The 24,428-nt window shown below is 51.8% G+C and carries 23 protein-coding genes; 15 read left to right on the top strand and 8 right to left on the bottom strand.

Annotated features, from left to right (window positions below; all coding sequences use genetic code 11):
• Window positions 1–18 precede the first annotated feature (18 nt).
• Together HNV11_RS02750 and HNV11_RS02745 are read right to left on the bottom strand one after the other, a co-directional pair.
• On the bottom strand, window positions 19–486 hold the full coding sequence (locus tag HNV11_RS02750) for an ATP-binding protein (RefSeq protein ID WP_171738203.1): 468 nt from the start codon (window positions 484–486) through the stop codon (window positions 19–21).
• A 70-nt stretch (window positions 487–556) separates the two neighbouring features.
• Window positions 557–751, bottom strand: coding sequence for a hypothetical protein (locus tag HNV11_RS02745; RefSeq protein WP_171738202.1), 195 nt, complete (start codon window positions 749–751; stop codon window positions 557–559).
• A 222-nt stretch (window positions 752–973) separates the two neighbouring features.
• Here HNV11_RS02745 and HNV11_RS02740 point away from each other — a divergent pair, with 222 nt between their 5' ends.
• The 3 genes from HNV11_RS02740 (at window position 974) to HNV11_RS02730 (ending at window position 5,696) form a co-directional block, all read left to right on the top strand.
• Window positions 974–1,453, top strand: a complete 480-nt coding sequence (locus tag HNV11_RS02740; RefSeq protein ID WP_171738201.1) for a recombinase family protein — start codon at window positions 974–976, stop codon at window positions 1,451–1,453.
• 264 nt (window positions 1,454–1,717) lie between these two features.
• Window positions 1,718–5,260: a carboxypeptidase regulatory-like domain-containing protein gene (locus HNV11_RS02735; RefSeq protein ID WP_317168054.1), complete on the top strand. Its 3,543-nt coding sequence runs from the start codon at window positions 1,718–1,720 to the stop codon at window positions 5,258–5,260.
• Between the two features lie 100 nt (window positions 5,261–5,360).
• The gene (locus tag HNV11_RS02730) at window positions 5,361–5,696 is read left to right on the top strand and encodes a plasmid pRiA4b ORF-3 family protein (RefSeq protein WP_240163718.1); all 336 of its coding nucleotides are present in this window, start codon (window positions 5,361–5,363) and stop codon (window positions 5,694–5,696) included.
• A gap of 736 nt (window positions 5,697–6,432) precedes the next feature.
• Here HNV11_RS02730 and HNV11_RS02725 read toward each other — a convergent pair.
• The gene (locus tag HNV11_RS02725; protein ID WP_171738199.1) at window positions 6,433–7,884 is read right to left on the bottom strand and encodes a mandelate racemase/muconate lactonizing enzyme family protein; all 1,452 of its coding nucleotides are present in this window, start codon (window positions 7,882–7,884) and stop codon (window positions 6,433–6,435) included.
• 281 nt (window positions 7,885–8,165) lie between these two features.
• Here HNV11_RS02725 and HNV11_RS02720 point away from each other — a divergent pair, with 281 nt between their 5' ends.
• From HNV11_RS02720 to HNV11_RS02705, 4 genes are all read left to right on the top strand, one after another.
• Window positions 8,166–9,098, top strand: a complete 933-nt coding sequence (locus HNV11_RS02720) for an RraA family protein (RefSeq protein ID WP_171738198.1) — start codon at window positions 8,166–8,168, stop codon at window positions 9,096–9,098.
• 138 nt (window positions 9,099–9,236) lie between these two features.
• Window positions 9,237–10,169: an RraA family protein gene (locus HNV11_RS02715; RefSeq protein ID WP_171738197.1), complete on the top strand. Its 933-nt coding sequence runs from the start codon at window positions 9,237–9,239 to the stop codon at window positions 10,167–10,169.
• Between the two features lie 69 nt (window positions 10,170–10,238).
• The gene (locus HNV11_RS02710) at window positions 10,239–10,697 is read left to right on the top strand and encodes a regulatory protein RecX (protein ID WP_171738196.1); all 459 of its coding nucleotides are present in this window, start codon (window positions 10,239–10,241) and stop codon (window positions 10,695–10,697) included.
• Between the two features lie 63 nt (window positions 10,698–10,760).
• Complete coding sequence (locus HNV11_RS02705; protein ID WP_171738195.1) at window positions 10,761–11,855, top strand: glycosyltransferase family 4 protein; 1,095 nt, start codon at window positions 10,761–10,763, stop codon at window positions 11,853–11,855.
• A gap of 10 nt (window positions 11,856–11,865) precedes the next feature.
• Here the strand turns inward: HNV11_RS02705 and HNV11_RS02700 are convergent, their stop codons facing one another.
• From HNV11_RS02700 to HNV11_RS02685, 4 genes are all read right to left on the bottom strand, one after another.
• A complete protein-coding gene (locus HNV11_RS02700) occupies window positions 11,866–12,486 on the bottom strand; it encodes an FkbM family methyltransferase (RefSeq protein ID WP_171738194.1) in 621 nt (206 codons plus the stop codon).
• Window positions 12,487–12,803: 317 nt separating this feature from the next.
• Window positions 12,804–12,998, bottom strand: a complete 195-nt coding sequence (locus HNV11_RS02695) for a DUF2283 domain-containing protein (RefSeq protein ID WP_171738193.1) — start codon at window positions 12,996–12,998, stop codon at window positions 12,804–12,806.
• Window positions 12,999–13,144: 146 nt separating this feature from the next.
• On the bottom strand, window positions 13,145–14,194 hold the full coding sequence (locus tag HNV11_RS02690) for a ribonucleotide-diphosphate reductase subunit beta (RefSeq protein WP_171738192.1): 1,050 nt from the start codon (window positions 14,192–14,194) through the stop codon (window positions 13,145–13,147).
• Window positions 14,195–14,640: 446 nt separating this feature from the next.
• Window positions 14,641–15,048 carry an Hsp20/alpha crystallin family protein gene (locus tag HNV11_RS02685; RefSeq protein ID WP_171738191.1) on the bottom strand — a complete coding sequence of 136 codons (408 nt, stop codon included), beginning with the start codon at window positions 15,046–15,048 and terminating at the stop codon, window positions 14,641–14,643.
• A gap of 302 nt (window positions 15,049–15,350) precedes the next feature.
• On the opposite strand from HNV11_RS02685, the gene hemC reads away from it, so the two are divergent.
• From hemC to HNV11_RS02645, 8 genes are all read left to right on the top strand, one after another.
• Window positions 15,351–16,277: a hydroxymethylbilane synthase gene (hemC, locus tag HNV11_RS02680; RefSeq protein WP_171738190.1), complete on the top strand. Its 927-nt coding sequence runs from the start codon at window positions 15,351–15,353 to the stop codon at window positions 16,275–16,277.
• Window positions 16,274–16,705 (top strand): GNAT family N-acetyltransferase, encoded by a 432-nt coding sequence (locus tag HNV11_RS02675; RefSeq protein ID WP_171738189.1) that lies wholly within the window; start codon window positions 16,274–16,276, stop codon window positions 16,703–16,705. The genes hemC and HNV11_RS02675 overlap by 4 nt, the downstream gene beginning before the upstream one ends.
• 54 nt (window positions 16,706–16,759) lie before the next feature.
• Window positions 16,760–17,965: an ABC transporter permease gene (locus HNV11_RS02670; RefSeq protein WP_171738188.1), complete on the top strand. Its 1,206-nt coding sequence runs from the start codon at window positions 16,760–16,762 to the stop codon at window positions 17,963–17,965.
• 14 nt (window positions 17,966–17,979) lie between these two features.
• The gene (locus tag HNV11_RS02665) at window positions 17,980–19,653 is read left to right on the top strand and encodes a M1 family metallopeptidase (RefSeq protein WP_240163716.1); all 1,674 of its coding nucleotides are present in this window, start codon (window positions 17,980–17,982) and stop codon (window positions 19,651–19,653) included.
• A 34-nt stretch (window positions 19,654–19,687) separates the two neighbouring features.
• The gene (locus HNV11_RS02660; protein WP_171738186.1) at window positions 19,688–20,803 is read left to right on the top strand and encodes an AAA family ATPase; all 1,116 of its coding nucleotides are present in this window, start codon (window positions 19,688–19,690) and stop codon (window positions 20,801–20,803) included.
• On the top strand, window positions 20,800–21,429 hold the full coding sequence (locus tag HNV11_RS02655; protein WP_171738185.1) for a hypothetical protein: 630 nt from the start codon (window positions 20,800–20,802) through the stop codon (window positions 21,427–21,429). Before HNV11_RS02660 ends, HNV11_RS02655 begins: the two co-directional genes overlap by 4 nt.
• Window positions 21,426–22,817 (top strand): cystathionine beta-synthase, encoded by a 1,392-nt coding sequence (locus HNV11_RS02650; protein ID WP_171738184.1) that lies wholly within the window; start codon window positions 21,426–21,428, stop codon window positions 22,815–22,817. The genes HNV11_RS02655 and HNV11_RS02650 overlap by 4 nt, the downstream gene beginning before the upstream one ends.
• A gap of 71 nt (window positions 22,818–22,888) precedes the next feature.
• Window positions 22,889–23,497 carry a PDDEXK family nuclease gene (locus tag HNV11_RS02645; protein WP_171738183.1) on the top strand — a complete coding sequence of 203 codons (609 nt, stop codon included), beginning with the start codon at window positions 22,889–22,891 and terminating at the stop codon, window positions 23,495–23,497.
• Here HNV11_RS02645 and rsgA read toward each other — a convergent pair whose 3' ends face one another.
• Complete coding sequence (gene rsgA, locus HNV11_RS02640; protein WP_171738182.1) at window positions 23,498–24,424, bottom strand: ribosome small subunit-dependent GTPase A; 927 nt, start codon at window positions 24,422–24,424, stop codon at window positions 23,498–23,500.
• Window positions 24,425–24,428 lie beyond the last annotated feature (4 nt).

Raw genomic sequence — 24,428 nt, 5'->3', positions numbered from 1 at the left:
ACCATAGCGCTCTGTCCATTAGGTGGGCTGAAGAGGTTTGTTTTGGGCAACATTCCTTATTATGCCCTCAATCTGGTGGCGAGACGAATCGCTTAATAGGACATTTATTAGGACATCGACCTTTTGCCCGCTCAAAGAAACCTCATTGCTGGAAGCAAAACGTGTATTTACTAACCGCTCATCAAGGGGGATAATGGTACGAAACATATCGCCCTCAATAAACTGAGTTTCTTTACCGTTGGCATATGCCCTTATGTCTTTCGTTACCTTTATGACGCCCGATCCCAGTTGATCCATGAAGCCGGTTTCTTTGAAGAAATTGGACAGGGTATGATTCTTGGTGCGGGGCGTAAACGTATCAGTGTCACTGGGTCCTTGATAGAAGGCCCGATTGGGATTCTCAAAGATTACCCGGTCTCTGTAGATCATCATACGGGTCGTGAAGCCACTGCTGTACTCCCGGTGAGCCAGCAGGTTGACGATCACTTCCCAGAAGATGACCCTCCGGATGCTGATGCGCTGTGGGCCTTCCAGGTAAAAAGGATCGTAAAGATGCTTACAACGAAGTTGATGAGCCGGTCTTACGTATTGAGCAGGTTGTCGCGGAGTAGTCCCGGTCTTCGTAACGATCTTCATCCACCCGGCGCAGCAGCGCATCCATGAAGTGCTGCGGTACAGTCGTCAGCAGCGTCTGCGGGGTGCCGAAGAGCAAGGCTGCGGCTAAGGTGTAGCCTTCCAGTCTGCATATCACGCTGCTAGAGACCCGCGCTGCGAAGCATCCGCTCGTCGGACATCGTCCCCACGGGTATGTACAGCACCGCCTTGCCGTCAATCTCGACGAACGCGCTGATCATTACTCATAAAGTAGCCCCGTGTAGTTAAGCGTATCAATCACAGCCTAAAGATAACAGATAAATCTTGGCCAGCTTATGAGGCCAATTAGCTAACTTACATAAGCTAAACGCCAACGGCCATGATTCCCGTCGCCCTCTTTGTTCGTGTTTCGACGAAGGAACAAGCTTACTCAAGACAAGTAGCTGACCTGACGGCCTGCGCAGATAAGCAGGGCTATTACATTGCGCACATCATTCACGAGACAGGCTCCGCTACCAAGCATAGCAATGTGGATCGACCCGAGTTAGACAAGTTGCTCAATCTTTGCAGGACGAAGGCTATCAAGAAGGTGCTGGTTACCGAGTTTTCCCGACTAGGAAGACGACGTAGTGAGACGCCAGCCCTAATGGAAGTCATTACCGAAGCTGGCGTTTCTATCTATGCCCATAACTTAGGGCTGGAAACCCTGCTGGCCAATGGCAAACGGAATCCGGTGGCCGGCATTGTGATCGCCGTGATGATCGAAATTGATGCGATGGAAACCGAGCGACTTTCCGAACGTATCATGTCGGGCTTGGCGGAGGCTCAACGTCGTGGCAAGCAATTAGGTCGCCCTTAAGGCTCGGTTAAACAGCAGGATCAATTGTTGATTGATTATGCGATGATAGCCAAAGACCTGGAGAACGGCCTAAGCATCCGACAAACGGCGGTACTACGCCAGGTGTCAATGGATACAGTTCAGCGGGTGAAACGGGCAATGAAGGCCAAGCAGGAAAACACCCAATCAGTCAGTTAACATCTGGCTAAAGAAGATTGTGCTTATAAAATCACTCCTTTCGGTTCCCATTAATGTCAAACGTAAGCCCTAGCATACGCTTTTAGGATGATGAGAGCAATGGCCACTAAACGTCACCTTGGTAAACCAACAGTTTTAGCTGTAATTGGGCTATTCTGCTTGCTACTGCTTACCCCTGCCCTTGCTCAAACGCCGGTGGCTACCTTGACAGGGCGGGTTAGCGATGCTAAAACGGGCCAACCCCTTCCTTTCGCATCCATTTATATAAATAATAGTTCCCGAGGCACCGTGGCCGACTCTAACGGCGCCTACCACCTGACGAACGTACCATTAGGCAATGCCGAACTGGTTGGTTCGGCGCTGGGCTATCAGCTCCTACGCCAGCCCCTACGCCTGACCGATACGCGCCCGCGCACGGTAGACCTCAAACTTGAATCAGCTGATCAGGCGCTGTCCACCGTTATCGTAACGGCCCGGCGCAGTCCGGCCTATGCCCGCCAACTGCGCACCTTTAACCGTGAGTTACTCGGAAACCGGCCTCAGGCCCGCCAGTGCCGCATTGTCAATCCGAATGTGATTTCCTTCCAGGAAGAGAAAGGCCACCTACGGGCGCAAGCGGCTGAGCCATTGGTGATCGAAAATAGAGCGCTGGGCTACAGGCTCTCTTACAATCTACTCCACTTTGATTTCTTTCAGAGCAAGCTGCTCTTTGCTGGTACCGCTCGCTTTGAGGAGATACCATCGACGGACCCCCACCAGCAGGCACTCTGGCAGGCGAACCGGCAAAAAGTATACCAGGGGTCACTACAGCACCTGATGGCAAACCTGATGGCGGGTACCCATGAGCAGGCTGGCTACTCGGTGTACCGGACACCGCTAAGCGGTGAGAGCAACAATCAGGTATTCCCGTTGGTACGTACCGCCGAGCGGCAATACATCGGCAGCGGACAGGCCCAAGCCTTGTTTCGGCCGGGCGAACTGCCGTCTGAGCGACGACTTATTTCTGATCAACCCTTAGAGGTATACTACAATCAGGTGTATGCCGCCAACTCCCCCTACCGCGACTCGCCCTATGCCTACTCGCTGTTGCTGCTGCCTAAGGGGCGACTGGAACTAACCGTCAACGGCGGCATAACCCAGAGTAATGGTCTCGACGTGCGGGGTTATCTGGGCAGCGAACGGCTGGCGACGCTGCTGCCGGGGGATTGGGTACCGAGCCAGGAAGAAAGTTTAGTCCCTATCAACATTACCGCCGGGCGGCCCCTGAAGCCTGATGCCGGGCTGGACTCCCTAGTGGCCCTGCGCCGACGGCAGTACGAGCAAACCGCTCCTATCGTCTACGTGCAGACCGATAAGACCCTGTATGCTACCGGTGACGGGCTCTGGCTGAGCGCCTACGTGCTGGATGCGGCCCGGCAGTTACCCCTCGTCAGCCGCGCCGAGACAGCCCTCCATGTGGAACTGATTGCTCCGTCGGGTCGGTCGGTGCTGCACCAGTGGCTGCGACTGACCAACGGACGGGCGGCAGCCAGCATCCACTTAGCCGATACACTCACCGCGGGAACTTATCGGCTGCGGGCCTACACGGCGATGGACCAAATAGCCAGCTCTCCGGCCTTCGAGTGCTCGTTTCCCGTGCATAACCTCAAACAACCAGCCCCCGGCAGCCCAACCAGCCGGGACGTGACTACTCCGCCCGGCACTACCGACCTAGCCCAGCACCCCTTGGCAGACACCCTCGATTTGCAGTTCCTGCCCGAAGGGGGCCGCTGGCTGGCGGGGATACCGGGGCGGCTAGGTATCAAGGTCCTGCAAGCCGACGGCCGAGGCCGGCTCGTTAGCGGACGTATCGTCGATCAGGCCGGCGCTGAAGTAGGCCGTTTTAGAACCAACGTCCTGGGCATGGGACAGGTGACGTTCATCCCACAGGCAGGTCAGCGTTACACGGCCTTCATGGACGGGGCTGCGGGCTCAGCCGCCCGGCCCGTGGTCTTACCGGCCGTCGAGCCGGAGGGCTGGTCGCTGAAGGCCGATGCCCTCTCCGATAGCAGTCGCCTGTTAGTGAGCGTGCGGGCTACGGGTCGCTACAGCCAGCAGCCAGTGTACGTGACACTGCAAAGCCGTGAGCAGCTGGTCTACCGTCAGAAGTGGCTGCTGCTCCAGGGGGAAGCCCATTTCGCCCTTTCGACCGCTACCCTGCCGCCCGGTGTATGTCGGCTCACCTTATGGGACATGACCAACCAGCCCCGCGCCGAACGGTTAGTGTATGTGCCCGAAGGGGCCGGCAGCATTCAGATGCAAGTGATTACAGGGAAACCCCGCTACGAGGCCCGCGAACAGGTGGTCATTGGCCTTCAGCTCCGCGATGCCCAGGGCTACCCCGTGACGGGTAGCTGGTCGGCGGCTGTCACCGATGCCGATCAACTGCCAGCCGATACGAGCGGGGCCGACCTGCGGACCTACCTGCTCCTGACGGGCGGCCTGCGCGGGGTGGTTGAATCGCCGGCGTATTACCTGGAGCCCGAACACCGGGCTGATGTGGATAACCTCCTACTGACGCAGGGCTGGCGTCGGCTACCGGCTCCCCAGCCACTCGACTCGACGGAGGGCTGGAGCTTGAGCGGCCGGGTTCGGGATGAGCGGGGCCGGGCCTTGGCGGGCAAACCGGTCCTGATAAGCTTGGAACAGGGTGGCCAGCGGATACTGCGCCGGGTCAATACCGATGCGCAGGGCGCCTTTCGCCTGGGCGAGCTGAGTATCGCCGACACAGTGCAGGTGCAGGCGGGGGTTCGCGATCCGGGTCCGGGGGGAGCGGTGGTGAGCTTCGATGCCCCGGGTATGCGTTTTCCCTCTCCGGCCGTAGCCCCACCCGACTGGGGGGCACTTAGTGCTTCGCTGGCCAGTATCAGGGCGCGCCAGACGGCCTGGCCGGCTTATTATCGCGACTCAACAGCCCGCCAGTTGGCCGAAGTCATCGTTCGGGCGGCCAAACCAAAACCCGAACGCCCCAAAGACATACAACAAGCCAGTCTGCACGGAGCTGCTGACGGGGTGCTGGTGGTGGATAGAAACGTTGCTAACTCGGTTATTAAAGTGGATCAGCTAATTATGCGTTTACCGGGTGTAAGTGTAATTGGCGGTATGGTAACGATCGGTGGAATCAGCAGCCTGGGAAACAACACCCCATTGTATCTGATTGATGGGATGCCCGCCGATAAGGATATGCTCGATGCCCTTAATCCTCTGGAAGTGAGCCGCATTGAATTATTAAAAAGTGCGACTACTGCGGGTATGTATGGTGCCCGTGGGGGGGCGGGGGTCATTGCCATCTACACGACTAAAGGCATTGTTGAGCCGTTTACTTCGCCTAGTAGCGTGTCGGCCACTGTGTTCGGCTTCGCCACGCCCCGCGAGTTTTACGTGCCACGCTATGCGCCGTCGACAACTCAGTCCGTCAACGACCGTCGGGATGTGCTGTTCTGGGAGCCACTGGGACAGAATGATGCCGATGGGCAGGCCAGGCTGCTGTTTCCTTTGAGTGACACTGCCAAGCGGTTGCGGCTGGTGGTACAGGGATTGACCAGCGAGGGCCTACCCATGTCCTTCACTTGGGTGCTGCCTGTCAGGTAATGGTACAACTTCCTGTTTTAACAACAACTCATGCTCATTTTCCTCACTACACCCAACTTGGGTAGTTCTACGGAAAAGGGGGAGCATGTAAAAGCTTGGGGTGAGGCAGGTAATTTCGTACTTCAGGATAAGCCTGTCATCTCACCATGAAAAGCTAAAACGGTCCACACCTGAACCCACTCAGGTTAAGCCGTACAAGAGCCTGTATCAACTCAAGATACATTTACTTGACATCAGCCCGGAGGTATATCGCCGGTTTGGCATAAGAGCAGATACCACTGTGGTTCAAATGCACCCTATAGTCCAGTTAGTGATGGGCTGGACCAATTGGCACTTGCCTTTCTTTCAGATTGCCGGCCGACGCTACGGGATCGACTACACGGATGGTGAGCCGTTTCTAGAAATTCCTCAGACCACCCGATTATGTGATATCTAAGAATAATCTCCACTATACTGTTGCAAGTCCACCTTTTATTGTGGCTATTTAAAAAGGGTGTAAATGTGGCAAGACGGAATCAGCAGCCTAGTTCGGAGTGATTTTACTCCGTAAAATCTGATATGGTAACCGTAGCTTCTTAACTTATAGTTTCTCCGAATAAACGGCTACACCTCCATTATTTTTTTGGAGTGCTTATCTCTCTACCCACTGGCAAACTTAACACTATTCTAAGCATGAGTATTTTCTTTTGTTGGTTTTACCCGAAACCCGTTGTAGTACTACAATCATGGTGTTATGAGCCTATGGATGAGTGCCTGCAATAGCGCCTAAGAGTCAAAAACCACAAAAGCTGTGGCTAAGCGTGTCTCGTACCCATTGGTACATGATTGATCATTATTGCTCATAACTTCCAATGAGGCAATCCAACCGGCATCGGTGTTGATACGAATCAACACCTTTTTGTTTTTCATCGAGCCAATAGGCAGTGGCCTTTACTGGGGGCATTGCCCCAGACCTATATCGCTTCTAAAACAATCTTAATGCTTGATGCGAAAACGGGAAAACTTCTAAACAGTTGGGGTGACAACCTGTTTATCATGCCCCATGGTCTAACCGTTGATCGAAACAACATTTGGGTCACCGATGTAGGATTAAACCAAGGGATAAACAAAGCAGGGGGCGAATGACTCCGTTGAATCATTCGCCCCCTGCAAGCTATTTGGGCCTTTTCAGCTTAACTCCACTCCCGGTCGGCCGAATCCTTGGTATTCCACGTATCGGTCGGAGCAAACCAGGTTGCGCCTTTTTTGAGGAATTTTTTGGCGACGTCCTCATTCAACTCAACCCCCAGACCTGGCTTTTCGGGCACCCGAACAAAGCCTTTGTCGGCAATGGGCTTCAGGCCCGTAACAATATCCTCCCAACCAGTTACATCTACGCCATGGTGCTCAAGTGCAACAAAGTTCTCGGTTGCAGCCGCACAGTGCACGTTAGCCATCATAGAAATTGGTGAACCGGCGAAGTGCATGGCCATTGGAATTCCTTTTTCTTCGGCATAATCGCCAATTTTCTTGGTTTCCAGCAACCCACCCGACGACGCCAGATCCGGGTGGATCATATCGATCGCTTTAGCATCAATCAGCTTAATAAATTCTTCTTTCAGGAAGATATCCTCGCCGGTCAGCGTTGGCGTTTCAATGGCATCCGAAATCTGTTTCCACTGGTCGGTATAGAACCAGGGCACCAGGTCTTCCAGCCACGCCAGCCGGAATGGCTCCATAGCCTCCCCGATCTGAATGGCCGTATTCACGTCAAAGTGGCCAAAGTGATCGGCCGCCAGGGGCGTATCGTAACCAACAATGTCGCGCACTTTACCTACGTGTTCAACGAGTTTATCGAGTCCTTTTTTCGTGACCTGGATACGTGTAAACGGGTGTTTGGTATTGGCATAATTCCCCAGCTTGCCTGATTCCCGGTCATCCCACTGCCGCTTAACGCTCCAGTTGCTGGCGTTGACCAGCATACCCGGCTGATCGGCCAGCATACCAATACCAAAATCCATTTTCAGGAACGTATAGCCCTGATCCCGGCGCTTCTTCATGTTCTCGGCAAAGCCTTCATACGTATTCGCTTCGGGGGTATCGGCATATAGCCGGATAAAGTCGCGGTACTTTCCGCCCAACAGCTGATAGGCAGGAACGTTATACGCCTTGCCAGCCAGGTCCCAGAGGGCCATTTCAACGCCACAAACGCCACCGGCCGCCCGGCTGTGGTTACCAAACTGCTTGATCTCCTTGAATATCTTCTCGACGTTGCAGGGATTTTTGCCCAATAGCCGGCTTTTGAGCATCAGCGCGTAGTTCGCACTGGCTCCGTCACGTACTTCGCCCCAGCCAACGAGCCCCTGGTTAGTATCAATACGGATAATCGGGCTCGAGAAAGGAACGCCCACGAGCGTAGCCACCCGCATATCCGTTATTTTCAGATCGGATGGTTTAGAATCCCGACCGACCTTCTGGGTGATGAACTCCAGCTCCTGCTCGGTTTTATAAGGATTGCTGAGTTTATCGAACATCATGCCCAGTGATAAGCCTCCTAGTCCGGCATTACGAAGAAAATCCCGGCGGTCAGACGAGCCGTCTGAGGGGTGTTCCGGCATCAAAAAGCGATCAAAAATTTTTTTCATGGTAAAGGTTTATCTTGGTTTATGGCTATTCCCCCATAAAATAAGTAAATGCCAGTATTTTACTTATTTTTTATCCTTTAATGGGCAGAATCACTCGAATCATTCTGTTTCTGACGACTAAAACCCGCTTTACTTATTCTTTTCGCCATGGGCGCATTAACCCGTGTCTGGCTCGGAATCAGATGTGTATCGCGTAACGGCAGACCCTCAGAACGTGTCGACACCTGTGAATCTCAGGATACCTAAACCTATTTCAATAACACTCAATAGCTGTTAAAACGATGATAAAGAGAACGCTATTAGCCTTAACAATTGCTCTAACGGGAAGTATCGTAACGCAGGCCCAGCGCGTTGGCTCTTCTCCTGAATACGTAAAAGCGTTGACGGCCAACTGGAAAGGCGAACGGTTTGCTGATGGTCGGCCGCACGTACCGGACCTGGTTCTGGAGCGACTGCAGAACTGCACGCTGGAGCAAATCTGGGGTTATCTGGGCAACAAAGGGTATCGGAATCAGGTCGAAAAAAACTGGATTATTCTGAAACCCGGCGAAACCATGACCGGCCGCGTCGTAACGGCGCAGTTTATGCCGACCCGGCCCGACCTCGATAGTCTGGTCAGGGCCCAGGGGAAAGCTGAAGGCCGCTCGCAGAAGGGCGGGATCAACATCTGGCCGATTGATATTTTGACTAAAGGCGATATTTACGTAGCCGATGGCTATGGTAAGATTAAAGATGGTACGCTGATTGGGTCCAGCCTGGGCAACGCCATCTACGGCAAAACCGGTAAAGGGGTTATCTTTTACGGGTCGGTCCGGGATATGCAGGAGTTGAAAGATACTAAAGGCTTCAACGCCTGGGTAAAAGGCCACGATCCGTCATATATCAAAGACATGACGCCTACCGCCATCAACGCCCCTATTCGCATTGGCGACGTGAGCGTGCTGCCGGGCGATGTGGTCTTTGCCAATGAATATGGGGTCGTATTTATTCCGGCCCACCTGGTGGAGGGTCTGGTGTCGGCCTCGGAAATGACCGCCCTGCGCGATGAATTCGAGCGGGTTCTCCTGCAGCAGAGCAAATACCCGTCCGGCGAAATTCACGGCGACTGGTCCGACAAGATAAAGAATGATTTCCGGGCCTGGGTAGCCAAGTATCCCAAGAAACTGGCCATTACGGATAAAGACCTGGAAGCGTATCTGGCAAAGGGCCATTGATACGTAACCAGGCGGTGAATCTGCGATCTGAACAGGCAAAAATCAAAAAACAAGGACCATCTGCGTTTATTGTTTTTTGATTTTTTGTTTACCAATATTCGCTTTGAAATCTTGTCGTGTCAAAACCCAAACAGACCAATGAAATTTAGAATTACGTTTCCGGCTTTGCTCCTTGCCGTTTTTTGCTTTGCCGGCTCTGCGTTAGCCCAGACAATTCCGAAAGACGAACTAATTTTTCTGACTTCGGAGTGGAAAGGGGAGCGCTTTTCGGACGGACGGCCCAAAATTCCCGATAACCTGCTGGAACGCGCGAAAAATATTGGAATTGATGACGCCTGGACGGTTCTAAAAAACGAAGGGTATACCAATCAGTTTGAAGGCAACTGGAAGCTAATTAAAGACGACGTGCCGGTAATTGGCCGCGCGGTTACCGCCATGTTTATGCCTAGCCGACCGGATATTGAAAAGAATATTAAGGAGCGGGGCATCAGCAAACAGGGCCGCAAAGGTAACACCAACGCCTGGCCAATTGAGGTGCTGACGAAAGGCGATGTTTACGTGGCCGATGCTTTTGGCAAGATTGGCGGAGGAACGCTCATGGGCGCTACGCTAGGTAATGCCATCTTTAGTAAAACTGGTAATGGCGTCGTGTTCAACGGAGCCGCCAGAGACTTGCAGGAACTTCAGAACATTAAAGGGTTCAACGCCTTCGTCCGCGATTTTCACCCGTCCTTTCTGGAAGAAATGGTTCTGATGGGTCTGAACGCACCCATCCGTATCGGCAATGCGATGGTTTTACCGGGCGATCTGGTGATTGCCCAGCGCGAAGGGGTGCTTTTCGTTCCGGCTCATATGGCTGAACAGGTTATCAGCACCGCTGAATTCGTCACCCGAAAGGATCAGTTCGGTTTTGAAACGGTTAAATCGGGCCGATACACCACCGGTCAGATTGATAGCCAGTGGACCGACGAAATCAAAACGGATTTTCTTAAATGGCTAGGTCAGCACCCGGAGCTGGGCACCATGACCCGAGCTGAGTTAGATAAAGTCATGAGCAAACGGACCTGGTAAGGTTTGCAGGAACCCATTATTCCTCATCGTCCCGTCGAACCTCCTCCCGGCGGGACGTGTTTTTTATGTATGACCGATACGTTAAAAGACGCACTTCGCAAAGCCGCCATGTTTTGCGCTTACCAGGAGCGAACGCAGCAGGAAGTCCGCGACCGATTGAAAGAATGGGGCGTCTGGGGCGACGATGCCGAAGAAGTGATTGCCAAGCTGATTCAGCAGAACTACCTCAACGAAGAGCGCTTTGCCAAAAGCTTCGCGGGTGGCAAATTTCGCGTAAAAGGCTGGGGCCGACGTAAAATCAAGCAGCACCTGCAGCAGCGCGGCATCACAGGCTATAATCTCGATCAGGCCATGAAAGAAATCGCTCCGGACGACTACCGCGAAACGCTGGCCGATCTGCTCGATAAAAAGCGCCGGAGCCTGCGCGACGACAATCCTCTGGTTATCAGGCAGAAGCTGGTGCGCTATGCAATGAGCAAAGGGTATGAATCGGATCTCATCTTTGCGGTGCTGGGTAGTGAGGACTAAGGGGCATTTTCTCAATAGGTCTTTTTTACCCAATTTTGTGACTTTATCATTCTTCCCGACCCTATGCCCCGAGTTTTTCTGGATACCGAACGCATGGCTAACCTAACCAGTGGCTTGGGTCAGCTTTGTTTACATCTAGGCCGGGAACTGGTGCGTCAGAAACCACCGGGCTGGGAAATCACCTTTCTGGTTTCCCGCGAACAGGTGGGTATTTTTGGCCCTTTGGCTACCTACAAAGTAGCGGCCAAATGGCGCCGATTATGGCATCCGTGGAAGTTTGACGTCTGGCACTGCCCCTATCAGGGAACCCGTTTTTTACCTGGCCGTAGTACCCCATTGATCTATACGATTCTGGATCTCAACTATCTGTCACTGCCGGAATACTCTCTTCAACGGAGAGCACGCCAGAAAAAGCGTTATCAGCAACGGATTAATCAGGCGGTTGCCATTACGACTATATCAGCGTACGTAGCGCAGGACATTCGGGAGCAGTTGGCGGTACCCGCCCACACCCCCTTGCAGGTTATTTACTGCGGAGTCGAAACACCTTCAAAAGCCCCCGAAACGCCCCCCTCCATTCGGCCCGATGGTCCGTTTCTGTTTTTTATCGGGATGCTGCAGCCGTATAAAAATGTGCATACCCTACTGCCGATTCTGGAAGCGTTTCCGGAGTATCGCCTGGTGCTGGCGGGTCCCGACGATCGTCCGTATGGGCAGGAGATTCGGGAGCAGGCCCGCCAGATGGGTATAGCCGACCGGCTGCTGATGCCCGGCCCAATCGACGAGTCAACCAAATGGTGGCTTTACGCTAACTGCGACGCGTTTATGTTCCCATCGCTGCTTGAAGGCTTTGGTCTGCCCGTTGTGGAAGCTATGGCTTTGGGCAAGCCCGTATTCTGCTCGCCCCTGACCAGTTTACCCGAAGTTGGTGGATCTGACGCTTTCTACTTTTCCTCATTCGAAGCCGCGGATGTTGTCGAAACGTTTCGGCGCGGTATGGAAGCCTTTCGCAACGATCCTGCCATGCCCGATCGGCTCCGGCAGCAAAGCCAGCGGTTTCGCTGGGAGACCGTAGCGGCCGATTACTGGAAACTTTATCAGCAGGTATATTCCGGCGAAATGAGCCAACTGCAGCAGCAGGCGTCAAACGCTTTATAATTCCATCCAATCACTGGCGAATCGCTTCCATCATATGGCAAAATGCATTGATGGGCTCATGCGTGGTGCTATAGCCTAATGACTGAATGTATTCATTGAAGGCGCTGATATTATTCTGGTCCTCATCAATATCATGTACTTCAATGACCATTCGGTTGATCCGCTTTATAAGTTCCGGAGCCGTGTGATATAGGATATCGTATTCGCTGCCTTCGCAATCCAGCTTCAGCAGGTCAATGGATTGCAGATTGTTGTTCAGGATAATAGCCGACAGCGTTACGCAGCTGACATCTAGTTTTTGAGTATTATTCTCATTAAACCCTGCAAACCGGGAAGCTACCACCTGGCTGTTCTCGGCAGCTTCTGCAAACAGTTCCAGCTTGTCGAGCGGCAATCCGGTCACGGCCGTCTGGAAAAGCCGGACCTGATGCTGAAGTCTTGGATTGCCCTGCAACATCCGCTGGAATGTTTTTACGTTGGCCGGAATCGGCTCATAGGCGTAAATCGTGGCCTGATTAATTTTGGACAGCAGCAGAGCCTCAAAAAAACCGGCATTTGCGCCAATATCAATGACTACGGGGTTAGAAGGCAGTTGGTGAACAAGCGTATCAATCTCATAAACATCTGCCATGAATATTTCTTTGAATACCTGATACAGACGCTCAGCTACCTGAAACTGTATAGGCAGGGGCCTTGTCGTGAATTGAAGGTCACGTTTGCGTCGCTCCCCCTTATGAAATACATACTCACCCGGATTGGCGATATGGTTCCACAATCTAAAATACCTATTTACGCCTTCAACAGCCATAAGTCAACTGATGCGCAGAAGACAATATGTGTGCCGTGTCTGCTTCATCTAAGTAATTATGCCTAAAAATAGAAAAGTCCCGGTACAGCGTGCTGCTATACCGGGACTTTTCTATTTAATACGAAACAAAGATGACGATATCAGGCGATTTCCAGTTCAATAGCATCTGGCCGTGTTACTCGTTTCGATGCGTTCATAATCTCAATACCAACCACTCTTCCTTCTGCATCGTAATCGATCACAGTACCCGGCCGCTCTTCATCGCTTTCTTCAACAGGCGAGTCCGCGATCCTGATATATAGGATATCTACTTCACGGTCATACTTTACCTTCATGGTACTTTTGTATCTTCGACGTCTTGTAAACAGATTTCACAACGTTGGGTTGCTTGTCTGTGTTGACGAATACGCGTACTGTAATCAGGCTTTAACATAGGATTGGTCAGCAACCCGAACAACTGACCACAAGTCTATGTCTAGGCCTAAAAATCCGCATCCATTACGAAGCCTTTAGGCTCTTCGGCGACTGGGGCTGGAGCCGGATTTTCGGCATCCTGCGTACTGGTAGCCTGCGCTTTCATGGCTTTGAACTTCGCCATGACTTCACCCCGCTGGTACTCGCCAACGCGCTTCTCGAAGAAGTTGGTTTTGCCCTGCAGTGAGATCATATCCATGAAATCGAACGGGTTCGTTACATTATAGAGTTTACGCATGCCAAGGGTCGTCAGCAGGTGGTCGGCCACGAAGGCAATATACTGCTTCATCAGATCGGCATTCATGCCAATGAGCGACACCGGCAGGGCATCGGCTACAAACTCCTGCTCAATTTCGACGGCATTACGAATAATATCATAAATCTGCGACTCGGGCATCTTGTTCCGGATGTGGTCCGTGTAGAGCATACACGCAAAATCGCGGTGCAACCCTTCGTCGCGGGAAATCAATTCGTTGGAGAACGTCAGGCCGGGCATCAGACCCCGCTTTTTGAGCCAGTAAATCGAGCAGAACGAACCCGAGAAGAAAATCCCTTCTACGGCGGCAAATGCGATCAGTCGCTCTGCAAACGTACCGTTTTCAATCCAGCGCAGTGCCCACTCGGCTTTTTTCTGAACGCAGGGAATGGTGTCGATGGCATTAAGCAAACGATCTTTTTCAGCCGGATCTTTGATGTATGTATCGATCAGCAGCGAATAGGTCTCGGAGTGGATATTTTCCATCATCACCTGAAAGCCATAGAAACACTTGGCTTCGGCATACTGCACTTCCGACAGAAAATTGACGGCGAGATTTTCGTTCACAATCCCATCCGAAGCCGCAAAAAACGCCAGGACATGGGAGATGAAGTGCCGTTCGCCGTCGTTCAGGCTGTTCCAGTCCTTCATATCCTGACCGAGGTCTATTTCTTCGGCCGTCCAGAACGAGGCTTCGTGGGTTTTATAGTATTCCCAGATATCCCAGTGCTTGATAGGAAACAGCACAAAGCGGTTTTTGTCTTCTTCTAAGATCGGTTCAATTGCGTCGTTTTGTACCATAACAGATAGTGATTTTACAGCGTATGACCAGTCGGCGAAACCGATGGAAGCAGCGAGTTGATGCAAAAAATCGTTTCAACAAAATTAGGCGTTCTCACCACTTAAACAACCCGGCTTATGAGCAGGCGACTAGTGCAATCAAGGAGTGTTTCCGGTAACCTAAACGGAATCAACAGGTTGAACAAAAAGCCTAAAAGGAATATCTTGGAATAATTCTAAAAAAGATTCGCAGCTTGACTGTCAGCCGATTAGAAAGGCCATGCCTTCTAATGGAAACAAAAAAGGTCACTTCCGTAGAAGCGACCTCAAATTAATCTATAGGCTACAGGGCATATTAAAAAAGCCCCGGATGAGAATACATGTCCCGAAACGAATACCCGCAGGCGGATAAACCCAACTCCGAAAAATCTGAACTGTTTTCTGGTATTGTTCTCTTCGCTGGACAGTTAGAAAAGATCTTTGATATCAATCCGCCGATGCAGGTGCTCTTCGTCTTTGAATGGCAGCATTACCAGCACCTGGCCGTGTTCGTGGACGGCTTCAATCTGATCGGCATCAACAAACGTGGGAATATCAAGCACCCGCAGAAACATCGGTACGGCTAACCGCTGTGTGTTGCCTTCGCCATCCTTGCGAGCCGACGTACTAACCAATAAGGTATATAGAACGAGCTTGTTTCCTTCAACCAGAACATTGAACGAATTGGCACTAACACCGGGAGCCGACAGCCTGATGATCAGCCGTTCGTCTTCGCGCTCAACGTTCATCGTCGTTTGGCTCGAACCGCCGTAGAGGGTGTTGAGCAAATCAACCTGACCGCCCGTTCCCTGAAATACATTCTCTATCGCTTTCATAGGAGTTGCTGTTTACTGTTCAAGTATTATCTATTAATCAAACCTCGTGCCTAAGGCAAACTCCGTCTAAATCCCCGCCAAGCTGTCAGCAAATTTCATCCTTTTTCAGGGCGTCAATGCCGTTTTGACACACCTGAGGCCATTTTTGCGCAGATTTGCGCGAACAGACTAATTTACAAGGTGGGGAATTGTGGTGTTACCCACTGTGGTTTTGTGTGGCCTCTCTTCCACAAACCGCTGTGGTGTATTTGCTCCTCAGAAAGGCTGTTTTCGTGGGCGTTAAGCCGTACCTTTGTTGTGTTATGCATATCAGAATTGGAACACGCAGCAGTCGGCTGGCCGTCTGGCAGGCTGAACACATACAAACCTTATTACAGGCGGGCGGACTTACGTCTGAACTGGTTCTTATTGACACTAAAGGCGATAAAGTACTCGACCGCTCGCTGTCGAAAATTGGCAGCAAGGGGGTATTTACCCAGGAGCTTGAAGATCAGCTCCGGGTGGGCAGCATTGACATCGCAGTGCACAGCGCCAAAGATATGCCGTCAACTCTACCGACCGGATTAGCACTCATTGCCTTCACCGAGCGCGAGCCCGCCAACGATGTGCTCATCAGCCGCGACCGAACGCTCTCACTGACCAGCGGCCGGGAGTTCACCGTCGGTACGTCCTCTACCCGCCGGGTTGCTTTGCTGAAACACCTTTGTCCGCATATTACGACAGTAGAAATGCGCGGTAACCTGCAAACCCGCCTGCGCAAACTCGATGAGGGCCAGTGCGATGCGCTGCTGTTGGCCTACGCCGGTGTTCACCGCATGGGTTACGACGATTTAATTGTTGAGCATCTGCCCGTTCGGGAGTTTACGCCACCCGTAGGCCAGGGCAGTATTGCCATTGAAGTCGCAGATACGCTGGCCCTGAACAAGCTGAATTCCATTCGGCAGCTAACCAACCATGCGCCCACCGAGGCCTGCCTGCTGGCCGAACGGGCGTTTCTGGCGCGGCTGGAAGGCGGATGCAGCATCCCGTCCTTTGCCCTGGCGCAGTGGACGCCCGAACAAACCATCAGCCTGACGGGCGGATTGGTTAGCCTGGACGGCAGTAAAATCATTCGGGATACGTTCGTAGGAGCACCCGGCGAGGCCGATGCACTAGGACATGCTCTGGCCGAGAGCACACTGGAGCGAGGGGGCGATGAACTTCTTCAGCAAATTCGTCAGACGCTATGACTGTAACAATCGCCCAGTCGGACGCCGATGTTCAACGATGCCTGCCAGCACTGCTGGCGTTACGTCCACACCTGACCGCCGACCTCGCCTTCAAGCGGATTCGCTACCAGCAGGCGCATGAACAGTTTGTGCTGGCGTTTATCGACGACAGTACGTCAACGGCTCCGGCGGTGATTGGTTACCGGACCATGAATCTGCTCTACAGCGGCAAAACTATTTATATTGACGATCTGTCGACCCTGCTTGATGCCCGGGGTAAAGGGTACGCCAGCGCGTTACTCGATTTCGTTATTGAACAGGCCCGGCAAACAGGTTGCCAGTGCGTTTCACTGGATTCCGGCCAGAATCCGGCTCGCTACGACGCGCATCGGTTATACCTCAACAAGCGGTTCAATATTGCATCGCACCACTTTAAACTGGATTTATAAGCAGCCAAGCTGACGGATTATAACTCGCTAACCTGTCACTCTTACCAACGCCTGATGAACCTGTTCCGAATCAGTTGGAGTAACCTTAAAGACAAACCGCTGAGCAGCTTTCTGAGCGGACTGCTCATGACCTTTGGCATCACCATTATCTCGTTGCTGCTCCTGCTCAACAAGCAGCTCGACGACCAGTTCCGGAAGAATATCAAAGGGATTGATATGGTTCTGGGCGCGAAGGGTAGCCCGTTGCAATTGATTCTGTCGAGTATCTATCAGATTGATTCGCCGACGGGCAATATTCCTCTTGACGAAGCCGACCGACTGACACGTAACCCCATGATTCAAACCGCCATCCCGCTGGCGATGGGCGACAACTACCAGTCGTTCCGGATTATCGGAACTAACAAAAAATACCTTGATCATTTTGGCGCGACCGTTGGCCAGGGGCGGCTGTTTCAGCAGAATCTGGAAACCGTGATTGGTCCCCGCGTAGCTGAAGCGGCCGGTCTGAAGCTGGGCGATACGTTTAGCGGCTCACACGGTCTGGACGCCGAGGGTGAAGCCCATGCCGATACTAAATACAAAGTTGTTGGGATTCTGAATCGAAGCAATACGGTTGCCGACCAGCTTATTCTGACCCCGCTGTCGAGCGTGTGGGCCATCCACGATCATGGCCACGAAGGTGAGGAAGCACCTGAAGGCGAAGAGCATGAAGATGAGCCGCACGAGATTACGAGTATGCTCATCAAGTTCCGGAACCCGCTGGGGATGATGCTGGCGCGAGGCATCAACACGAACTCGAAACTACAGGCGGCCCTGCCGAACATCGAAATAAACCGTCTGTTTTCGCTGCTGGGTGTAGGCGTTGAAACGCTGCGTGGGCTGGCAATTGTGATTATGCTAATTTCAGGTATCAGCGTGTTTGTATCGCTTTATAACTCCCTGAAAGAACGCCGTTATGAAATGGCGCTGATGCTGTCGATGGGTGCAACCCGGGCGCAGTTATTCGGCATGCTGCTGCTCGAAGGGCTCGTGCTGGCTCTGATTGGCTTTGTGCTGGGTATTCTGTTGAGCCGCGTGGGTCTATGGCTGTTTTCGAGCAGTGTCTCCTCTGAATATCATTACGATCTGGCCGCGTTCGGTATTCTTCCCGACGAATGGGCTTTATTGGGTGTAGCCATTCTGATTGGCTTGCTGGCGGCCGCCCTGCCTGCGCTGGGGGTTTACCGCATGAATATTTCCCGGACATTAGCCAAAGAGTAATGAGGCATTTACGTTTGAAAAACCTATTTCTTTTCCTGTTTTTAATTCCCGCTGCCTACGCCCAGTTTCCGGGTAATCTGGCGCGGTATACGCAGCCAGGCGTCGACGTTCAGCACTATGCATTCTCGCTCACGCTGAGCGACTCAACCAACCAAATTCAGGGTGAAACAACCATCCGCTTTACCCGCGCCGACGATCGCCAGACGGTTTGGTTCGACCTCGTCGCGGCCCGGCCTGACTCCGGCCAACGCGCCGACGCTACATTAGGAATGCGGGTGCGGGAAGTGCGTCTGGCCGATGGCAAAACCGCCCCGTTCAGCCACCGTAACGACCGGGTGTTTATCAATCTCCCTCCCGCTCCCAACCAGCCGACGGAAGTTACAATCCGTTACGAGGGTACACCCGCCCGTGGACTCATCATCAGCCGGAATAAGTACGGCGACCGGACGTTCTTCGGCGACAACTGGCCCAACAACGCCCGTAACTATTTGCCCGTTGTTGATCACCCATCCGACAAGGCGACCTGCTCCTTTACGGTTAATACGCCCGCTACCTATCGCGTCATTGCCAACGGAAAGTTGCTGGGCGAAAGTGCGGTCGCGGGCGGCCGAACACCCCGCAAGCTGACGCGCTGGCAGGAAAGTACACCCATCCCAACGAAAGTGATGGTCATTGGGGCGGCCCGCTTCGCAGTCGAAGACGTTGGCGCAGTGGGCGGGGTACCCGTACAAAGCTGGCTTTACCCCAACGACAGCCAGAAAGGGTTCATTGACTACCGGCCGGCGAAGGAGATTCTGCAATATTTCATTGAACGGATTGGCCCCTATTCGTACGAAAAGCTGGCAAACGTTGAATCAACCACGGTTTTTGGTGGCATGGAAAACGCCAGTTGTATTTTCTACAATGAGAAAGTCATTGTCGGTCATAAAGACTCGGACGTAGAGGCCCTGCTGGCGCACGAGATTGCGCATCAGTGGTTCGGCAACTCGGCGACCGAAAGCGACTGGTCGCAGCTTTGGCTGAGCGAAGGCTTCGCGACGTATTTTTCAGGACTATATCTGGAACACGCCTACGGCCGCGATACCCTCAACGCCGTGCTGAATCAGAACAAAAACCAAATATTCCGCTATACGGCCCTGAAGCCCAAAGGCACTGTTGTGGATTCGACCACGACGAACCTGATGGACCTACTGAACCCGCTTTCCTATCAGAAAGGCGGCTGGATTCTGCACATGCTCCGCCACGAAGTCGGCGACGACATTTTCTGGAAAGGCATTCGGGCCTATTATGAAAAGTTTCGCAACGCTAACGCCCAAACCAGCGATTTTCAGTCGGTAATGGAAAGCGTTTCGGGGAAAAAGCTGGGGCAGTTTTTCCAGCAGTGGCTCTACCAGCCCGGTTACCCTGATCTGGTCTGGGAATCGAGTTACGACGCGGCCAAGAAGGAACTGGTTATCGACGTTCGGCAGATTCAGCGTACCGGTACGGTCTTTGTGTTGCCGCTTACGTTCAGCGTTCGCAACGCGAGCGGCCGCGAATTGTCGCGCAGCGGCAAGCTGATTATGAACCAGCAGGCGCAGTCGTTTACCATACCGGTGTCGGCAAAACCGGCTACTATCGTCATCGACCCCGACAATACCGTACTGATGCGGGCCGAAGCGTCGAGCCGTACCCAAATGGGCAAGTAATTGCTAACTTACCGCTCACTAATCGCCTAAGACCATGTTGAAGCGCGTATCCATCCAGAACTTCAAGAGCCTGAAAGACGTAACGCTCGACCTGCAAAAAGTCAACTTACTCATCGGCCCGAACAACTCAGGCAAAACAAATTTCCTGAAGGCGCTGGAGTTTTTTACAGCACGTGGGCTAGACTTGCACCGTATTGCTGATCTTGAGTCGATTAGCTATAAACACCAAAGGATTGATTTAACAAGCAAGTTTGAATTTGTACCTGATTCTTCAGGCTTTATAGCTACTAATTATAATGAAGATGGATATGATATATATCACTTCAATCAAAGCTATATAGTTGAGGAACAAAATAATTCATATGAAGTCAAAAGCACCATTAGTGATTGGTTTACAACCCATAGTGGAATAGTAAATGAAGGTAAAGTTGAAGGTGGGCATAGACGAGAATTTTTCGATTTTGTTAGAACAAAAATCTTCCGGCCAGACCCCTCTAAACTGATCCATGCAGCCAAATTATCAGGTAGCAATGTAGAATTAGCACCTGATGGTTCGAACCTAATTCCCTTTTATTTCTCAATTTTCAATAATCACGAAGAAAATTCTGTCAAGATACAATCCGACCTGTCAAGATGTGTTCCTGAAATAGCCCGGTTTAGAACACCTCCTGTTGAGGGTGAGAATATGCTTGGGTTAAGGTTTTTTGATAAACATGAAGCAAGTTACTGGGCAAGTGAAGTGTCAGAGGGTGTATTGTATTTTTTGATCTTACTATGTATTGTTAATCAACCTAATCCTCCAAGGTTACTTCTACTGGAGGAACCTGAACGGGGTATCCACCCACGAAGAATCTGGGAGGTGATGAAACTGGTTTTCGCGTTAGCAGAGGAAAAGGGGGTGCAAATCATCATGACTACACACAATGAGCATGTTGTTAACGCCTTTTCGGCAATACCTGAATCAGTCTTTGTATTTGATAAAGATGAAGAAACTGGTGCAACCACAGTTCGAAACCTTCGAAAAGATATTATTGAGCCATCGCATCGCGAAAGCGAGAAGCTTGGTTTGAAAAAAATAGATTTCACAGCTGACTTAGGTGAAAGATGGATGTATGGATTAATCGGCGGTGTACCAGCAGATGAGCTATGAAGCACGAGAACCGGCTAGAATACACGCTTATAGCAGAGGGATACGCTGAATATGCATTTATACCAACTTATCTAAAACTGATTTCTTCTCAATACGGAGTTAAGGCGATTCGTAGCCGTATTGGATTCAAAGGTGGAGACGCTGGCAAATCGAAGGTTTTAAAAGAGGCCGCCGATTTCTGCTCTTTGGCTATACAACAAAACCATCAACTCATAATAGTAGGTGTTGATTTAGACGTTGCTGACCACGAGCCTGAGCAGGCAAAACACGCTGCAGAGTGCAAAATTATTCTGAATGCACTAGGGGAAAATTATAAAAAATACGGCCAACAAATTGTGCATTTCGTACCCGTTCAAGCCATTGAGCACTGGCTGTCATACCAAGCGTATAAAACTGGTGTGGCATCCAGATTTGCGGTAAATGGTGTAGAAGGCAAACCGCAGGACGAACTAAAGCGGCTTCTCTATAAAGGGAACAATAGCGGACCAAATATGGATCGAATAGCTCAGGCCATTGCTGAAAGAGCAGACTTCGATGAACTGGCTAAACAATCTCGCAGCTTCGCTCATTTTCATAAGCAGGTGACCGGCTTCCTGAACCAGTACAACAAAACTCAACCGTCATGAACTACTACAACACCATCGTCGATACCATTGGCAATACGCCCTTAGTCAAGCTGAATCACGTAACAAAAGGGATTCGGGGCACAATTCTGGCGAAAGTCGAGTACTTCAACCCCGGCAACTCGGTGAAAGATCGCATCGCTATTCGCATGATCGAGGACGCCGAAAAACAGGGAATTCTCAAACCCGGCGGCACGATTATCGAAGGCACCAGCGGTAACACAGGCTTCGGTCTGGCCCTAACAGCCATTGCCAAAGGCTACAAGTGCATCTTTACGATGGCCGATAAACAGTCTAAGGAAAAGATTGATATTCTGCGGGCGGTAGGCGCTGAAGTCGTTGTCTGCCCAACGAATGTCGCGCCCGACGACCCGCGCTCATATTACTCAGTCGCGAAGAAACTTAACCGCGACATTCCCAACTCACTGTATCCCAATCAGTACGACAATCTGTCGAATACGGCTGCGCACTACGACACCACCGGCCCCGAAATCTGGCGGGATACCGACGGCAGGATTACCCACTTTGCGGCCAGCGTCGGTACGGGTGGTACTATCAGCGGTACGGCGAAATTTCTGAAAGAGAAGAACCCGGATCTGTTCACACTGGGTCTGGACACCTTCGGCTCGGTGTTCAAGAAATATAAGGAAACCGGCATTTTCGACCCCGGCGAAATCTATCCTTACCTGACCGAAGGCATCGGCGAGGATATCCTCCCGCAGAACGTAGACTTCGACGTCATCGACCAGTTTATTAAAGTCACCGATAAGGACGCGGCCATCATGGCCCGGCGGCTCTCGCGCGAAGAAGGCTTGTTTGTCGGCTGGTCGTGCGGTACGGCGGTACACGGAGCCCTGGAGTGGGCTAAAGACAACCTCACCGACGATGATGTCATGGTAATTCTGCTGCCCGACCACGGTACGCGTTATCTCGCCAAGATTTACAACGACGCCTGGATGAAGGACCACGGCTTTCTGGAAGACCGCGCGTTCAAGACGGCCCGCGATATCGTTCACAGCAAAAATGGCGGGGCGACGAATCGGCAATCGCAGCTCACCACAATCGGCTCGGGCGTTTCGGTCAGTCAGGCCATTCAGGTGCTGAATCGGTACGGTATCTCGCAGATTCCAGTTACGGATGAGAGCGGCCAGATTGTCGGCAGCCTGACCGATTCGACGGTGTTAAACAGACTCATCGAAGATCCGGCCGTCAAAGATCACCCCGTCAGCGAAGTCATGGACAAGCCGTTCAAATTTGTCGGCTTAGACAACACGATTGATGCGCTTTCGTCGCTGATTGACCGGGAAAACAAAGCATTGCTCGTCCGGGATGAGAAAGAGCAGATCCACATCATTACGCAGGCCGATTTGCTGGCTGCAATGACGAACTAAGCAACATAACACCGGAGATGTCCGCGTTATAGTGTCCAAAACCTTTGTATATTGGCTTAAATCGTAAGGCTATGGCAGCAGAATTAACAACGATGGAACCTGAAGCAGCACAACAGGCCATTCCATCCTACCTGATTTATGAGACACTCAACGGGAAACCCTTGTACCGCAAGGGCTATAAAGATGTTTTGGCTAAACGTAAAACCCCCGGCGAAATCATGGGTTGTAGCGACCTACAGGCAATTATTGTATCTGCTTTGTATCTGTATCTGGGAAACCATACTGATCGCAAAGCCTATTGGGTAGTCACAAATGAACCTGGTTTACATATCCAATTAGGCGGTAATCTGGCCAATGACATCGCCTTCTATGAGAAGGACAAGGTAACCATCAAAGGAAAGTTTTTTGACGTTGCGCCAAAGGTTGTTGTCGAGGTTGATATAAAGGTCGATCTGGAAGCCTTTCCGGCGATGGAGCAGGATTACGTTTATCAGAAAACACAGACCATGCTCGACTTTGGTACAGAGCGGGTTATCTGGATTACGACTCAATCGAAAAAAGTCTTGGTAGCGACAAAGGACGAAAACTGGATTACGGTTAACTGGGATACCACGGTTCCGGTTATGGACGACGTAACATTGAATGTAGCGACCATCCTGACCGAAGAAGGAGTGCTGTAATCAGCGTCGATTGTCTCCGCCTTCCATCATGCTCAGGTAGCTCATGTATCGGCTTTCGGCTATTTCACCTTCAGCCACGGCGTCTTTTATGGCGCAACCGGGCTCGTTGATATGCAGGCAGTTGTGAAATCGGCACTGGTTCAGGCGATTACGCATCTCGGGAAAATAGTGGCCGATTTCCTCTTTAGACGTATCAATCAGACCAAGTTCTTTGATGCCCGGCGTGTCGATAATGTACGTGTCGGGCGCCAGCTCAAACATTTCGGCGAACGTAGTCGTATGAACGCCTTTATTGGCGAACGTCGATACCTCGTTTGTTCGTAGATTCAGCTCGGGCGCAATGGCGTTGACCAGCGACGATTTGCCCACGCCTGAGTGGCCGGACAGCAACGTTACTTTATGATCGAGCAACTGCCGAAAAGCCTCTACTCCTTCTCCTTCGGTCGCCGACGTTGCCAGACACCGGTAGCCAATCCGCTCGTACATATCCATGATTTCCTGCTGAAATGCCAGCCCTTCGTCGTTCAGAATGTCGGCCTTATTAAAGACAATCGTCGTTTGTATCCGAAACGACTCCGCGGAAACCAGAAAGCGGTCAATGAAACCCAACGAAGTACGCGGCAGCGTAAGCGTAGCCAGCAGCACGGCCTGGTCGAGATTGGCCGCCAGAATATGACCATGGGCCGTTTTATGGACCGACTGTCGGATAATGTAATTCTCGCGGGGGGCAATGTCGGTAATAACGGCCGTATTTTCAGCTTCATCTTCCACCTCAAAGGTTACCCGGTCGCCAACGGCAATCGGGTTGGTCACCTTTAGCCCGGCTATTTTAAATTTGCCCTTCAGACGGCCCTGAAAGATATGCCCGTCCGTGTCGCGCACGTCGTACCACGAACCGGTAGAGCGGATAACTAAGCCTTGTTGCAATGAC

Source organism: Spirosoma taeanense (genome assembly GCF_013127955.1).
GTDB classification, from domain to species: Bacteria; Bacteroidota; Bacteroidia; order Cytophagales; family Spirosomataceae; genus Spirosoma; species Spirosoma taeanense.
Note: the sequence above shows the minus strand (reverse complement) of the source record. Positions and strands in the feature narration are given on the sequence as shown.

Excerpts from the sequence above, each read along its gene's own strand:
- HNV11_RS02740 (WP_171738201.1), top strand. The coding sequence starts at position 974 with ATGATTCCCGTCGCCCTCTTTGTTCGTGTTTCGACGAAGGAACAAGCT.
- HNV11_RS02735 (WP_317168054.1), top strand. The coding sequence starts at position 1,718 with ATGATGAGAGCAATGGCCACTAAACGTCACCTTGGTAAACCAACAGTT.
- HNV11_RS02725 (WP_171738199.1), bottom strand. The coding sequence starts at position 7,884 with ATGAAAAAAATTTTTGATCGCTTTTTGATGCCGGAACACCCCTCAGAC.
- HNV11_RS02720 (WP_171738198.1), top strand. The coding sequence starts at position 8,166 with ATGATAAAGAGAACGCTATTAGCCTTAACAATTGCTCTAACGGGAAGT.
- HNV11_RS02715 (WP_171738197.1), top strand. The coding sequence starts at position 9,237 with ATGAAATTTAGAATTACGTTTCCGGCTTTGCTCCTTGCCGTTTTTTGC.
- HNV11_RS02710 (WP_171738196.1), top strand. The coding sequence starts at position 10,239 with ATGACCGATACGTTAAAAGACGCACTTCGCAAAGCCGCCATGTTTTGC.
- HNV11_RS02705 (WP_171738195.1), top strand. The coding sequence starts at position 10,761 with ATGCCCCGAGTTTTTCTGGATACCGAACGCATGGCTAACCTAACCAGT.
- HNV11_RS02700 (WP_171738194.1), bottom strand. The coding sequence starts at position 12,486 with ATGGCAGATGTTTATGAGATTGATACGCTTGTTCACCAACTGCCTTCT.
- HNV11_RS02695 (WP_171738193.1), bottom strand. The coding sequence starts at position 12,998 with ATGAAGGTAAAGTATGACCGTGAAGTAGATATCCTATATATCAGGATC.
- HNV11_RS02690 (WP_171738192.1), bottom strand. The coding sequence starts at position 14,194 with ATGGTACAAAACGACGCAATTGAACCGATCTTAGAAGAAGACAAAAAC.
- HNV11_RS02685 (WP_171738191.1), bottom strand. The coding sequence starts at position 15,048 with ATGAAAGCGATAGAGAATGTATTTCAGGGAACGGGCGGTCAGGTTGAT.
- hemC (WP_171738190.1), top strand. The coding sequence starts at position 15,351 with ATGCATATCAGAATTGGAACACGCAGCAGTCGGCTGGCCGTCTGGCAG.
- HNV11_RS02675 (WP_171738189.1), top strand. The coding sequence starts at position 16,274 with ATGACTGTAACAATCGCCCAGTCGGACGCCGATGTTCAACGATGCCTG.
- HNV11_RS02670 (WP_171738188.1), top strand. The coding sequence starts at position 16,760 with ATGAACCTGTTCCGAATCAGTTGGAGTAACCTTAAAGACAAACCGCTG.
- HNV11_RS02660 (WP_171738186.1), top strand. The coding sequence starts at position 19,688 with ATGTTGAAGCGCGTATCCATCCAGAACTTCAAGAGCCTGAAAGACGTA.
- HNV11_RS02655 (WP_171738185.1), top strand. The coding sequence starts at position 20,800 with ATGAAGCACGAGAACCGGCTAGAATACACGCTTATAGCAGAGGGATAC.
- HNV11_RS02650 (WP_171738184.1), top strand. The coding sequence starts at position 21,426 with ATGAACTACTACAACACCATCGTCGATACCATTGGCAATACGCCCTTA.
- HNV11_RS02645 (WP_171738183.1), top strand. The coding sequence starts at position 22,889 with ATGGCAGCAGAATTAACAACGATGGAACCTGAAGCAGCACAACAGGCC.